Origin of the sequence: Limosilactobacillus fermentum, assembly GCF_013394085.1 — a bacterium.
Lineage (GTDB): Bacteria > Bacillota > Bacilli > Lactobacillales > Lactobacillaceae > Limosilactobacillus > Limosilactobacillus fermentum.
The window spans coordinates 317,424-332,100 of record NZ_CP040910.1; the positions used below are offsets into that span (position 1 = coordinate 317,424).

General features: G+C 52.3%; 10 protein-coding genes and 2 other annotated features. All 10 genes read left to right on the forward strand.

Translation table 11 applies throughout. The features are described from left to right. Window positions 1-10: 10 nt before the first annotated feature. Window positions 11-3,553, forward strand: a complete 3,543-nt coding sequence (gene mfd / locus FG166_RS01520) for a transcription-repair coupling factor (RefSeq protein ID WP_003684040.1) — start codon at window positions 11-13, stop codon at window positions 3,551-3,553. After that, window positions 3,550-3,822: an RNA-binding S4 domain-containing protein gene (locus FG166_RS01525; protein ID WP_003684042.1), complete on the forward strand. Its 273-nt coding sequence runs from the start codon at window positions 3,550-3,552 to the stop codon at window positions 3,820-3,822. Before mfd ends, FG166_RS01525 begins: the two co-directional genes overlap by 4 nt. 88 nt (window positions 3,823-3,910) lie before the next feature. After that, window positions 3,911-4,267 (forward strand): FtsB family cell division protein, encoded by a 357-nt coding sequence (locus FG166_RS01530; RefSeq protein ID WP_003684045.1) that lies wholly within the window; start codon window positions 3,911-3,913, stop codon window positions 4,265-4,267. Between the two features lie 128 nt (window positions 4,268-4,395). Then, complete coding sequence (locus FG166_RS01535; protein WP_003684046.1) at window positions 4,396-4,902, forward strand: S1 domain-containing RNA-binding protein; 507 nt, start codon at window positions 4,396-4,398, stop codon at window positions 4,900-4,902. Next, window positions 4,902-6,251 carry a tRNA lysidine(34) synthetase TilS gene (gene tilS / locus FG166_RS01540; RefSeq protein WP_003684051.1) on the forward strand — a complete coding sequence of 450 codons (1,350 nt, stop codon included), beginning with the start codon at window positions 4,902-4,904 and terminating at the stop codon, window positions 6,249-6,251. The genes FG166_RS01535 and tilS overlap by 1 nt, the downstream gene beginning before the upstream one ends. Before the next feature lie 16 nt (window positions 6,252-6,267). Next, entirely contained in the window at window positions 6,268-6,816 is a 549-nt protein-coding gene (gene hpt / locus FG166_RS01545; RefSeq protein ID WP_003684053.1) for a hypoxanthine phosphoribosyltransferase, read from the forward strand. An 83-nt stretch (window positions 6,817-6,899) separates the two neighbouring features. Next, a complete protein-coding gene (ftsH, locus tag FG166_RS01550) occupies window positions 6,900-9,068 on the forward strand; it encodes an ATP-dependent zinc metalloprotease FtsH (protein ID WP_003684055.1) in 2,169 nt (722 codons plus the stop codon). A gap of 76 nt (window positions 9,069-9,144) precedes the next feature. After that, complete coding sequence (gene hslO, locus FG166_RS01555; RefSeq protein ID WP_003684058.1) at window positions 9,145-10,026, forward strand: Hsp33 family molecular chaperone HslO; 882 nt, start codon at window positions 9,145-9,147, stop codon at window positions 10,024-10,026. A gap of 88 nt (window positions 10,027-10,114) precedes the next feature. Beyond that, window positions 10,115-11,116 (forward strand): tRNA dihydrouridine synthase DusB, encoded by a 1,002-nt coding sequence (dusB, locus tag FG166_RS01560; RefSeq protein WP_003684059.1) that lies wholly within the window; start codon window positions 10,115-10,117, stop codon window positions 11,114-11,116. A 15-nt stretch (window positions 11,117-11,131) separates the two neighbouring features. After that, window positions 11,132-12,625 carry a lysine--tRNA ligase gene (lysS, locus tag FG166_RS01565; protein WP_178958854.1) on the forward strand — a complete coding sequence of 498 codons (1,494 nt, stop codon included), beginning with the start codon at window positions 11,132-11,134 and terminating at the stop codon, window positions 12,623-12,625. A gap of 689 nt (window positions 12,626-13,314) precedes the next feature. Further along, window positions 13,315-14,223 (forward strand) — a sequence feature (16S ribosomal RNA rRNA prediction is too short). 60 nt (window positions 14,224-14,283) lie between these two features. After that, window positions 14,284-14,677: a sequence feature (16S ribosomal RNA rRNA prediction is too short), on the forward strand.

A 14,677-nucleotide genomic window follows, 5' to 3' on the forward strand; every position in this document is an offset into this window, starting at 1 on the left:
GGAGACACGGGTGAAGTTAACGGAGTTGGCCAAGCAACAGCCAGCCTTTTCAAAAATTAAGGAGGTCATTGATAGTGGCCAGCGCCAGTTGATTACCGGGGTTTCCGGGTCGGCTAAAACGCTCCTGTTAGCGGCGCTGCAAGGGGAGTTGTCACACCCGCAGTTAGTGGTGTGCGACAGTCTTTATCACATGCAAGAGCTGGTCGCCGACCTTGAAAACCTGCTTGGTGAGGACCAGGTCTTTGCCTTTCCGGTCGAAGAGGTGTTGGCAACCGAAGTGGCGACCGCTTCACCTGACTACCGCTTGCAACGGGTTCAGGCCCTCAATACCCTTTTGGCAGACCAAGCGGCCGTCGTTGTGACGGATGCGGCGGGTCTGCGCCGGCGCCTGCCCAAACCGGGGGATTTTCAAGCCGCCACCCTGACGGTCGAAGTCGGGGGTGAACTTGATCCAACTACGGTGGGGACCCAGTTGATGGCGATGGGCTATCAGCGCCAAAAGATGGTCTTAAAACCCGGGGACTTTGCCATGCGGGGGTCGATTGTCGACATTTACGCCCTGAACACGGCCCACCCGGTGCGGATCGACCTCTTTGACACCGAGGTGGATTCCCTACGCTACTTTGACGCCGAAAGCCAGCGGAGCGTTGAAAACATCCGGGCGGTGACGATCTTGCCCGCTACCGATTTCATCGCCCCACCCGCCAAGTTAGCCCAGCTAAAGGGGGGGTTGCAAGACGATTACCACCACTTAGCTCAAACGGCGGATGAAGAGGAACGCCAGGCCCTGTTTGGCCTCTTTGACCCGGTCATCTCCGCTTTGGACGCGGGGCAGTTACCAGTGGAAATGCTGGAGTACGCCGACCGGGTGTACGAACAGCCGGCCTCCTTGCTCGACTACCTACCCGCGAAAAGCAACCTGGTCTTAGACGACTGGGGGCGGATTAAGGAGAGCGCTAAGCGAATTACGGAGCAAGAAACCGCCTGGTTGATGGATAAGGTGGCCGCTAAACGCCGGGTCAGGGGTGCCACCCTTGATAACGGGGTGATGGAAACCCTACCCAAGCGCCCGGGCCCCCAGACCTACCTAGCCCTCTTTCAAAAGGGGCTTGGACAAGTCAAACTGGCGCAGATCTCTGACTTAGCAACGCGGGAGATGCAGCGCTTCTTTTCCCAATTGGACCTTTTAAAGGGTGAGCTCAAGCGCTGGCAGTCCCAGGGGGCAACGGTTGTGATCATGGCCAACAGCCCGGAACGTCGAAACCAAGTCGCCACTACCCTAGCAGACTTTGGGGTGGCGGTTGTTCAAACGGCGCCCGACCAGCTAATGGAACACCAGGTCCAGCTGGTGGCGGCCACCTTAGCTAACGGATTTGAAATGCCCCCGGCCAACTTGGTGGTGATTACCGAGGCGGAAATGTTCAAACAGGTTAAGAACCGCCGTCCACGGGCCCAGAAGTTAGCGAATGCCGAGCGGATCAAGTCCTACACCGACTTAAAGCCGGGCGATTACGTGGTCCACGTGAACCACGGGATTGGCCTGTTTGCCGGGATTAAGACGATGGAAGTCGATGGCGTTCACCAGGATTACATGGTGTTAGATTACCGCGACAACGCCCAGATCTTCGTGCCAGTTACCCAGTTAAACCTGGTTCAAAAGTACGTTTCGGCTGAATCAAAGACGCCCCGCTTAAACCGCTTAGGGGGCGTTGAGTGGGCCAAAACCAAGCGGCGGGTGGCGGCCAAAATTGAAGACATTGCCGACGACTTGGTCGACCTTTACGCCAAGCGCGAGACCGAAAAGGGCTTTGCCTTTCCCAAGGATGACTACTTGCAAGAGAAGTTTGACGATGAATTCCCGTACGCCGAAACTAAAGACCAACTACAAAGCATCCAGGAAATTAAGGCTGACATGGAACGCCCGCGGCCAATGGACCGGCTCTTAGTCGGTGACGTTGGTTACGGCAAGACCGAGGTCGCCCTGCGTGCCATCTTCAAGGCCGTTGCCGGGGGCAAGCAGGTCGCCTTTTTGGTCCCCACCACCATCTTAGCTCAGCAGCACTACGACACGATGAAGGCCCGCTTTGAAGGCTTTCCGGTCACAATTGCCCTGATGTCACGCTTTAAGACCGCCAAGGAATTAAAGGAGACCGACCGGGGGCTTTTGAACGGCGAAATTGATATCGTGGTGGGGACCCACCGGATCTTATCTAAAGACGTCCAGTTTAAGGACCTGGGGCTCTTGATTGTTGACGAAGAACAGCGCTTTGGCGTCAAACACAAGGAGCGCTTAAAGCAACTCAAAGCCAACGTCGATGTCTTAACCCTGACGGCGACGCCCATCCCGCGGACCTTGCACATGTCGATGATGGGGGTGCGGGACCTGTCCGTCTTAGAGACCCCGCCGACGGGCCGTTACCCGATTCAAACCTACGTCTTGGAACAAAACGGCGCCGTGATTCGGGATGGGATCCTGCGCGAAATGCAACGGGGCGGGCAGGTCTATTACCTGCATAACCGGGTTCACGACATTGAACGGGTGGTCGCGCAGTTAGCGGAGCTGGTTCCCGAAGCCCGGATTGGCTACATTCACGGCCAGATGAGTGAAAACGAGTTGGAAGGGGTGCTGTACGATTTTATCCGCGGTGAGTACGACGTCTTAGTAACCACCTCGATCATCGAAACCGGGGTCGATATCGCTAACGTTAACACTCTCTTTGTCGAAGACGCCGATCGCTTGGGGCTAGCCCAACTTTACCAGATTCGGGGGCGGATCGGTCGCAGCAACCGAGTGGCTTACGCTTACTTCATGTACCAGGAAAATAAGGTTCTAACTGAACAGGGCGAAAAGCGGTTAGCTGCCATTCGGGACTTCACCGAGCTAGGGTCGGGCTTTAAGATTGCCATGCGTGACCTGTCGATCCGGGGGGCCGGTAACCTCCTGGGTAAGCAGCAGCACGGTTTCATCGATTCGGTTGGTTACGACTTGTACACCGAGATGTTAGCTGATGCGGTGGCCACCAAACAGGGAAAGAAGCGACCGGTTAAATCGAACGCCGAAGTCGAGCTCGGAGTCGAAGCCTACTTGCCAAGTACTTACGTCGACGACCAGCGCCAAAAGATCGAATTGTACAAGCAGATTCGCCGGGCCAAGAGTGAAGAAGAACTGACCGAATTGGCTGGTGACCTAATTGACCGCTTTGGGGACTACCAAACGCCGGTGGCGAACTTATTAACGATCGGGACGATCAAGCTGTACGCCGACCAGGCAATGCTAAGCGAAATTGAGCGCAAGCGCGATAACATTTACGTCAACTTTACGGTGGTTGGTAGTAAAAAAATTAACGCCCCACAAATTATCCAGGCCCTGGCCAAGACCCGCTTTAAGGCCACCATGGATGAAAAAGAGGACGGCGCCATTTCCTTACGGCTGGTAATCCAACCAAAGATGACGGAACAGGACTGGTTGAACCAGCTACTGGCGCTTACCAGGGAATTGGGTCAGCGAGTGCAAGAAGCAAACAATGAACAAGAAGGGGAAACCAAGCAATGAGATTGGATAAGTTTTTAAAGGTATCACGAATCATTAAACGCCGGGCAATTGCCAAAAAGATTGCCGATCAGGGACGGATCATGATCAACGACAAGGTGGCCAAGTCTTCCAGCGACGTCAGGGTTGGCGACGTACTGACGATTGAGTTCGGTAACAAGACCGAAAAGGTACAGGTCAACCAGTTGGTGGAAACGACTAAGAAGGACGAGGTCGCCGGGATGTACGAAATTTTAGAGGAAAGCTACGCCGAAGACTTCGGCAAGGAATAAATTTCGTGATGGGAATCGTCAAAAAGCATGGACACTAGCGGGGGAATCTTGGTATAATTTTTCTAGTGATAGGCAAAGGAGGGTTCGTATGCAAAAGAGACACTATCGTATTGCGGCGCTAAACACCATTTACGCCCGCCGGATAGCGGAAAACCGCCGGTATCGCTACCGGGTTCACGTTCGCCGGGCGAAGATTATGTACTCCATTATTTTAGTGGTGGCCCTGATTCTCGGTTTCCAACTGTGGCAAAGCAAGCAAACCCTCGCCAAGGTCAACCAAAACATTGACCAGCAACGGACGGTCCTCAAGCAAAAGCAGGCAACCGGCAAGAAGTTAACCAAGCAAATTTCGTTGTTACACAACCAGGATTACCTCGAGCAGTTGATTAGATCCAAGTACAACTACTCTAAGACTGGTGAAACGATTTATAATTTTGCTGATTAAAAAAATCCCTATTCTTAGTCAAGAATAGGGATTTTTCTCTTTTCAACGCTTGTCAGGACCCGAGGGTGTGTTATACTCAATTACAATTAGTAACAATTAGAATCGTATGAGGAGGAAATGCTTAGTTCATGGCACTTGAAGAAGGCGCAAAGGTTTCGGGTACCGTTTCGGGAATTACGAACTTTGGAGCGTTTATTGATTTAGCAGATAATAAGACGGGACTCGTTCACATCAGCCAGGTCTCCGATAAGTTCATCAAAGACATTCACGATGTCTTAACGGTTGGCGATAAGGTGATGGTAAAGGTCATGAAGATTGAAGGCAACGGCAAGATCGCCCTTTCAATGAAGCAGGCTACGCCAACGGAGCCGGCCAAGCGTGATCACCACGATCAGCAACCAAGTGAGCGGTTAAGCCACGGCCACGATGACCGCCAGAATCGTCATCACGAACCCCGTGGTTTCTCCCGTCCCGCTCGTAGCTTCAGTGGCCGGGGGAATTTTGGCCATCACAAGCCGTCCGGGGACTTTAACGACATGCTATCCTCCTACCTTAAGGAAAGTGAATCCCGTTTGTCGAATTTAAAGCGGCAAACCGATGGTAAGCGGGGCGGCCGGGGTGGCCGGCGAAGCTAATGAAAGACCCTAAATTAACGATGGAGCGGTCCCCCCTGGGGAGCCGCTTTTTTTCGTCAAGCAACACCTTAGTCGTGGCCGTCTCAACCGGGGTGGACTCAATGGTGCTCTTAGACCTGCTCCAAAACTTACCTAAGTTAAAGCGTCCCCGTTTAATCGTTGCCCACGTTAACCACCACTTGCGTACCCAAAGCACCGCAGAAGAAGCCTTTTTACGTACGTATTGCCGGCAACGAAACCTTCCCCTCGAAGTGGCCCAGTGGGCGGTCGCAGAGCACCCAGCGAAGGGAATTGAAGCGGCGGCCCGCCGGTTTCGCTACTCCTTTTTTGCCACGGTGATGGACAAATACCAAGCCCAGGCGGTGGCAACGGCGCACCACCAAGACGACCTGGCGGAAACGGTCCTGATGAAGTTAATTCGTGGTGGTCGGATCGAACAATTAGGAGCGCTGAGATGGCAGCGCCCCTTTGCCAGTGGCGCACTAATTCGCCCTCTACTCGCGCTTAACAAACAAGACCTCCGCCGCTATGCTAAGGACCATCAGTTGACCTGGTTTGAAGATGAAACAAACCGTGATCTAACCCCGTTTCGCAACCGGGTTCGGCACCGCTACCTTCCAAGCCTCAGCGTTGAAAACCCCCGGCTCGTCACGGCGCTGGCTAGTGACGCCGAGCAAATCAATGACCTCTTGGGCTTGGCTAACGAACGACTAGGGGAACTCGATGCCACCCTGCGGACCGAACGGGGCTTTTCGTTGGCCGCCTTTCGTCGGTTGAGTGAAAGTACCCAACGTTCCTACCTCCGCTACTACCTAACCAAACGGGGCGTTGCAACGATTAAAGAAGAACAGCTTCACCAACTGGTAACCGGGTTAGGCGACCAAACCAGGCCGCCCCAGAGCTTCCAACTGCCCAATCGGTGGTGCTTGGTTAAGGGCTACCGGGAGGCCTTCCTTAAAAAAGCCGGGCAAATGGCCCAGGAAGGCGAATCGGAGGGGGAGTTTGTGGTAGAATTGGGCCAGTGGTATCGTCTCCGGGCGGGGGGGACTTTTTCAGTCACCCGCCAGCCAGGCCAAGGGTCAGTGACCACGGTTTGGTTGACTAACAACCAGTTTCCCCTGACTTGCCGTCCCGTTCAAGCTGGTGACCGGCTATTGTTAAAGGGGGGCACACACCAACGGGTTCGGCGGGTCTTGATCGACCAAAAGGTTCCCCGTGACTTACGGGCGAACCAACGGGTGATTGTCGACGCCTTAGGCCAAGTGGTGTGGTTAGTCGGGGTGAAGGTGGCTTGGTTTGGCCGCCGACCAGGGGCGCTACCGGTAGCGTTATGCCAACGAGAACAATGATATTGAGAGGAAAAGCATGAATAACGACATCGAACGGATCCTTTTTGACGAGGAGCAGATTCAAACGCGAGTGGCAGAACTGGCTGCTCAAATTACCAACGATTACCAAGGGAAGCGCCCGGTGATCGTATCTGTTTTGACGGGGGCGGTTTTGTTTACCGTCGACCTAATTAAAAAGATCGATCTGTACGCGGAGATGGACTTCGTGGACGTTTCTAGTTACTACGGGGGCACGGCGTCCAGCGGGACCGTTAAGTTACTTCACGACTTAAAGCACTCGATTGCGGGCAAGGACGTCATCATCGTCGAAGACATTGTTGATACCGGTCGGACCCTGAAGTTTTTGATGGAACTACTGGAAGGGCGTGGGGCCACGAGCATTAAGGTTTGCACCTTCTTTGATAAGCCGGCCGGACGGGAGGTCGAAGTGGCGACCGATTATGTTGGTTTTGACGTTCCCCACGAATTTTTGGTTGGCTATGGTCTGGACTACGAAAATTACTACCGGAACCTCCCGTACGTCGGCGTTTTGAAGCCGGAAGTCTACCAAAAGAATGATGACTAATTATTAGTCAGCGATGGTCAGATATGGTATATTATGACCATTCACAAAAACAACAACGTGCAGCTGTTGGATAGGAGGTTGTTATGAATAACAATCGGAAAAATAATGGATTTTCCCATAACGTCCTCTTCTATTCGGTAATCTTTCTTTGCATTATGGGGATTGCTTATTTCCTGTTTGGGGGAAATAGTACCACCAGTCAGAGTAAAAACTTATCGCAAAGCGAATTTATTTCCGCACTGAAGAGTGACAAGGTGAAAAGTTTCCAGCTGCAGCCTGATGGGGGAGTATACCGGATCACCGGGACTTACCGTAAAGCGCAGCCTGTGTCATCGAGTTCCACGACGGGCTTTTCTTTAGGTGGGCAGAGTGCAAGCTCCACGACCAACTTTGAAAGCTCGGTTCTGGAAAGTGACGTCACCATCGCCCAGCTACAGAAGTATGCTGAAAAGGAAAAGGTGGAGGTTTCAACCAAGTCGGAAGAATCCAATAGCCTTTGGATGAACCTGTTAGTGACGGTTCTTCCCTTGGTCATCATGATTTTCTTCTTCTACATGATGATGGGGCAAGCTGGTCAAGGCGGTGGCGGTCGCGGGGTGATGAACTTCGGTAAGACCAAGACCAAACCGTCAGACCCAAAGGAAAACAAGGTTCGCTTCTCCGACGTGGCCGGGGAAGAAGAAGAAAAGCAAGAACTGGTCGAAATTGTCGAGTTCTTGAAGAACCCCAAGAAGTTCATGCGCTTAGGGGCGCGGATCCCAGCCGGGGTGCTCTTAGAAGGGCCTCCGGGAACCGGGAAGACGCTCCTGGCTAAGGCCGTGGCCGGAGAAGCCGGTGTTCCGTTCTTCTCCATCTCCGGTTCGGACTTCGTTGAAATGTTCGTTGGGGTTGGGGCCAGCCGGGTCCGGGACCTGTTCGAACAAGCTAAAAAGACCGCACCGTCGATCATCTTCATTGATGAAATCGACGCCGTTGGTCGCCGCCGGGGGAACGGCATGGGTGGTGGTCACGACGAACGTGAGCAAACCCTGAACCAATTGCTGGTTGAAATGGACGGGTTCCAAGGGGACGAAGGGGTCATCGTAATGGCCGCCACCAACCGTTCCGACGTCTTAGACCCCGCTCTCTTGCGGCCGGGCCGGTTCGACCGGAAGATCTTGGTTGGTCGTCCCGACGTTAAGGGCCGTGAAGCCATTCTGCGCGTTCACGCTAAGAACAAGCCGTTGGCAAGTAACGTCGACCTAAAGGAAATCGCTAAGCAAACGCCAGGTTTTGTGGGGGCCGACCTCGAAAACCTACTGAACGAAGCCGCCCTCTTAGCTGCCCGGCGTGACCGGACGGAAATTGACGCCGCCGACATCGATGAGGCTGAGGATCGCGTGATTGCTGGGCCGGCCAAGCGTGACCGGGTCATTTCACCACGGGAACGTAACACCGTGGCCTACCACGAGGCGGGACACACGATTGTTGGGTTGGTCTTAAACGACGCCCGGGTGGTTCACAAGGTAACGATTGTGCCGCGGGGACGCGCCGGCGGGTACGCCATCATGTTGCCGCGTGAAGACGAAATGCTGATGTCTAAGAAGAATGCCGAGGAACAGATCGCCGGGTTGATGGGTGGTCGGGCCGCCGAAGAGATTATCTTCAAGTCCCAGTCGTCAGGTGCTTCTAACGACTTTGAACAGGCAACGCAAATCGCCCGCGCCATGGTTACTCAATACGGGATGTCCGATAAGATTGGTCCGGTTGAGCTCCAGAGCTCCGGACAGGTCTTCACCGGGCAAGGCTACGATCAATCACCGTACTCCGAACAAACGGCGGCCTTGGTTGATCAAGAAGTGCGCCGGATCCTGTTAGAAGGGCACGAACAAGCCCTGCACATCATCGAGACGCACCGCGAACAGCACAAGTTAATTGCCGAAGCCCTGCTGAAGTACGAAACGCTGGATGAAAAGCAAATCCTCAGTCTTTACAAGACCGGGAAGATGCCAGAAGAAGATGTGGTGGCGGCCGAAGATGAACAACACGCCCAAACCTTCGAGGAATCTAAGCGCGAACTTGAACGGCGTGAAAACGCTAAGGCTGAAGCGACCGAAGAAGACGCTGAGCAAACCACCAGCCAAACGGAGGGTGATGAGCAAAGTACTCCGCAGGCAACGGATGCTGAGCAAGACAAGCAAGCTGATCAAACCGATCAAACGAAGAAGCCAACCGACCCTGATCAACCAGATGATTGGGATCACCGGGAATAAGCCCGCGGTTGGGGAATAAATGGGGAGCGGATGTGACCACAGTTGTTGCACCCGCTTTTCTTATGGAGGAAAAATAATGGAAGACTACTTAGTAAAAAGCGTGGCCGAAAACGGTCAATTTCGGGCGTACGCCGTTAACGCAACGGCCCTAGTTGAAGAAGCCCACCAAATTCACGATACTTGGAGCGCGGCCTCCGCAGCCCTGGGCCGAGCAATGGTCGGGACCTTGCTGTTAGCAACCTCGGGTCTGCAAGGGGAAGCGGGGATGACGGTCAAGATCCAAGGTGACGGGCCGGTCGGCTTTATCGTCGTTGACGGGACCGCCCAGGGGACGGTGAAGGCCTACATGCAAAATCCCCACGTTCACCTGCCCTTAAATGCCAAGGGTAAAATTGACGTGGCGGGTGCCGTAGGGAAGACGGGGACCCTGTCCGTGACCAAGATGGCCCCGGGAGATAAGACCCCGTACACCGGGGAAGTCAACCTGGTTTCGGGTGAATTAGGTGATGACTTTACTTATTACCTGGCCCAGTCAGAACAGATTCCATCGGCCGTGGGACTGTCGGTCTTTGTCCAATCCGATGACCACATTGAAGTTGCCGGGGGCTTTTTGATCCAGGTTCTACCGGGAGCAAGCGACGAAGCGATCAACCACTTGGAAACGACGCTACGGGAACTACCGCTGGTGTCTGACCTGCTACGGGAAGGGAAAACGCCCGAACAGATTCTGGAGACGATCTTTGCCGGTCGTGATTTGAAGATCCTCGAAAAGATGCCGGTCGAATACAAGTGTGATTGCTCAAAGGACCGGTTCGAAAATGCATTGGCCAGTTTATCCAAGGACGACTTACAAGAAATGATTGATAACGACCACGGGGCCGAGGCCGTCTGCCGTTTTTGTGGTCACAAGTACCACTTCAGCGAAGAAGAACTCAAGTACTTGGTCGCAACTAAGTAAATGTCGGTGAAGACTAGGCGACGACTTGCTATTGATTTAAATATTGCGATACAATGCAATTGCTTAATTTAAATTAGGAGGAAAACGAATGGAATGGAAGATCGGGAGCGTCACAATCCCTAACCAAGTGGTTGTGGCACCGATGGCTGGGGTCATGAACACCGCCTTTCGGGTGATCTGTAAGAAGTTTGGCGCCGGCTACGTGGTTTCGGAAATGATTTCCGACCGCGGGATTATGTACCACAACAAAAAGACCCTGCAAATGATGGGTGTCGACCCGGTCGAACACCCGATGGGACTGCAAATCTTTGGTGGGACCAAAGAGACCCTGGTGGAGGCCGCTAAGTTTGTCGACGAAAACACCGATGCCGATGTGATCGACATTAACATGGGCTGCCCCGTTAATAAGATCGTCAACACTGAGGCTGGTTCCCGGTGGCTATTAGACCCCAACAAGGTTTACGAGATGGTTTCTTACGTGACCGACGCCGTAAAAAAGCCCGTAACCGTTAAAATGCGGACGGGCTGGGACGACCAGCACATCTTTGCCGTGGAAAACGCCCTAGCGGCACAGCGGGCAGGGGCAGCAGCGGTGGCAATGCACGGCCGGACCCGTAAGCAAATGTACCGGGGTCACGCTGATTGGGATATCTTGAAGGAAGTGGCCAGCCAGCTGACGATCCCGTTTATGGCTAACGGAGACATTAAGACTGCTGAAGAAGCCAAGTATGTATTGGAATACACCGGCGCCGATGCCATTATGATTGGGCGGGCCGCCATGGGGAACCCGTGGATGCTGACGCAGACGGTTCACTACTTAGAAAACGGGGAACTACTGCCGGAAGCAACGCCGGAAGAAAAAATCACGACGGCCAAGGAGCACTTGGCACGCCTGGTGGACCTGAAGGGTGAATACGCTGGGGTCCGGGAATTCCGCGGGCAAGCAGCTTACTACATGAAGGGAATTCCGCGGGCCGCCCGGACGAAGGTGGCCCTGATGGAAGCCACTGAACAGGCACAAATGGACGAGATCTTTGACCGGTTTATTGACCAGTACGAAGAACGTCAATTACAACAAAACGTAAACTAGGAGGAAGCACGATAAATGGCGAATGAAGAGCATTTGAACGACCAGATGGTGGTTCGACGGGAAAAGATGCAGGCATTAAGGGACCAAGGGGTGGCGCCGTTTGGTCACCGTTTTGATCCGGACCACGATTTATCCACGGATATCCGCAAGAAGTACGAAAACGATAGCGGTGAACTACTGTTAGCCCAACACAACGTCGTAACGATTGCGGGACGGATGATCGGAAAACGGGGAAGCGGGAAGGCGTCCTTTGCCGACCTATTGGACCGGGGAGGCAAGATCCAATTCTACGTTCGCCAAGATATGGTGGGGGAAGAAGCCTACAAGCTATTCAAAGAATCCGACTTAGGGGATTTCTGGGGGATTACTGGTGATGTAATCAAAACCCGGATGGGCGAACTGACGGTGCGGGCCGAAAAGATTACCTTTTTATCCAAGGCCCTCCGTCCGCTGCCGGATAAGTACCACGGCTTGCAGGACCCAGAGTTAGTCTACCGTCAGCGTTACTTGGACCTGATCACTAACCGGGAAAGCTTCGAACGTTTCCAAACCAGGACTAAGATTATTAAAGCCGTGCGCCGTTACATGGACGATAATGGCTTCTTAGAGGTGGAAACCCCCATCCTAGAAAACATTGCCTCCGGGGCTGAGGCGCGGCCGTTTGTGACCCACCACAACGCCTTAAACATTGATATGTACATGCGAATTGCCACCGAACTACGGCTTAAGCGCCTAATTGTCGGCGGGATGGAACGAGTTTACGAACTGGGGCGGATCTTCCGTAACGAAGGGATGGACCCGTACCACAACCCTGAATTCGATACGATGGAAACCTACGCCGCTTACTTCGACTTCAACGACGTGATGAAGGAAACGGAAGGGATTTTTAAGGCTGCCGCTGGTGTAGTTGCTGATGACTTAAAGATTACCTACCAAGGAACGGAACTCGATTTCAGTACCTCCTTTAAGCGTCTCCACATGGTGGATGCCATTAAGGAAGCAACGGGAATCGACTTCTGGCAAGAAATGACCGTTGAAGAGGCCCGTAAGCTGGCTGATGACAACGGAATTAAATACGAGAGTTGGTGGAAGGNTGGTCACATTATTAACGCCTTCTTTGAAGAAAAGGTTCAAGATACCTTGGAACAACCGATTTTTATCTATGGTCACCCGGTAGAAGTCTCACCGTTAGCAAAGATTAACGAAGAGGATTCCCGTTTTACTGACCGGTTTGAACTGTACATTTTGGGTAAGGAATACGCGAATGCCTTCTCTGAATTAAACGACCCAATTGATCAACGCAAGCGTTTTAAGGCACAAGCTCAAGAAAACGCTGAGGGTAACGATGAAGCCCAGCCGATTGACGAGGACTTTGTTGAAGCACTCGAATACGGGATGCCGCCTACCGGTGGGCTCGGGGTCGGAATCGACCGGATGGTAATGTTGATGACGGACGCAAAGTCAATTCGCGACGTCTTATTATTCCCAACGATGCGACCAAAGAAGTAGCCTAGAAATAGGTGAGATAAGAATAAGACGGGTGTAAAACCGTCTCATGATCAAAAGCTCAATCATTCGGTAACGCGAGTGATTGAGCTTTTTTAGTAAAAAGCTCAATCATTCGGTAACGCGAGTGATTGAGCTTTTTTAGTAAAAAAGTTCCAATTCTTTTAATCCGCAATGTTAATATTTTAACGAATCGAAAAGGGCGATAAGTGCTCAGGGGTCTCTCTATTAGACATAAAACGAACTAAAAATAAATCAAGGAGATAAATGTTCGTTATGATTTGAGAGGGGCGAAAAAGTTTGCGTAAGCCGTTGACATAGTGGGGTCGACACGGTATATTTAATATCGTTGTCACGACGACAAGCGGTTATGATAATTCATCAGCTTAAAAAAGTTATTGACAATCATTTGCAACTCTGATATAATATAAGAGTTGCAAATGCAACGGATAACCAAAACGATCACAAAGATCTTTAAAAAAGTTCTTGACATCAAAATGGTTAGATGATATAATTAAAAAGCTAGTTAAACTCTTAATGAGTTGCTGGTGGTAGACCTTTGAAAACTGAATAATGTTTCGACGAATCAAATGTGTAGGGTCCTTGATCTTAATGATCGAGGCAAAAACATTTGCGAAGTCAATTCGCTTAATTTATTAAAAAGAGCTATTCAAGCTTCTTATTTTATATGAGAGTTTGATCCTGGCTCAGGATGAACGCCGGCGGTGTGCCTAATACATGCAAGTCGAACGCGTTGGCCCAATTGATTGATGGTGCTTGCACCTGATTGATTTTGGTCGCCAACGAGTGGCGGACGGGTGAGTAACACGTAGGTAACCTGCCCAGAAGCGGGGGACAACATTTGGAAACAGATGCTAATACCGCATAACAACGTTGTTCGCATGAACAACGCTTAAAAGATGGCTTCTCGCTATCACTTCTGGATGGACCTGCGGTGCATTAGCTTGTTGGTGGGGTAACGGCCTACCAAGGCGATGATGCATAGCCGAGTTGAGAGACTGATCGGCCACAATGGGACTGAGACACGGCCCATACTCCTACGGGAGGCAGCAGTAGGGAATCTTCCACAATGGGCGCAAGCCTGATGGAGCAACACCGCGTGAGTGAAGAAGGGTTTCGGCTCGTAAAGCTCTGTTGTTAAAGAAGAACACGTATGAGAGTAACTGTTCATACGTTGACGGTATTTAACCAGAAAGTCACGGCTAACTACGTGCCAGCAGCCGCGGTAATACGTAGGTGGCAAGCGTTATCCGGATTTATTGGGCGTAAAGAGAGTGCAGGCGGTTTTCTAAGTCTGATGTGAAAGCCTTCGGCTTAACCGGAGAAGTGCATCGGAAACTGGATAACTTGAGTGCAGAAGAGGGTAGTGGAACTCCATGTGTAGCGGTGGAATGCGTAGATATATGGAAGAACACCAGTGGCGAAGGCGGCTACCTGGTCTGCAACTGACGCTGAGACTCGAAAGCATGGGTAGCGAACAGGATTAGATACCCTGGTAGTCCATGCCGTAAACGATGAGTGCTAGGTGTTGGAGGGTTTCCGCCCTTCAGTGCCGGAGCTAACGCATTAAGCACTCCGCCTGGGGAGTACGACCGCAAGGTTGAAACTCAAAGGAATTGACGGGGGCCCGCACAAGCGGTGGAGCATGTGGTTTAATTCGAAGCTACGCGAAGAACCTTACCAGGTCTTGACATCTTGCGCCAACCCTAGAGATAGGGCGTTTCCTTCGGGAACGCAATGACAGGTGGTGCATGGTCGTCGTCAGCTCGTGTCGTGAGATGTTGGGTTAAGTCCCGCAACGAGCGCAACCCTTGTTACTAGTTGCCAGCATTAAGTTGGGCACTCTAGTGAGACTGCCGGTGACAAACCGGAGGAAGGTGGGGACGACGTCAGATCATCATGCCCCTTATGACCTGGGCTACACACGTGCTACAATGGACGGTACAACGAGTCGCGAACTCGCGAGGGCAAGCAAATCTCTTAAAACCGTTCTCAGTTCGGACTGCAGGCTGCAACTCGCCTGCACGAAGTCGG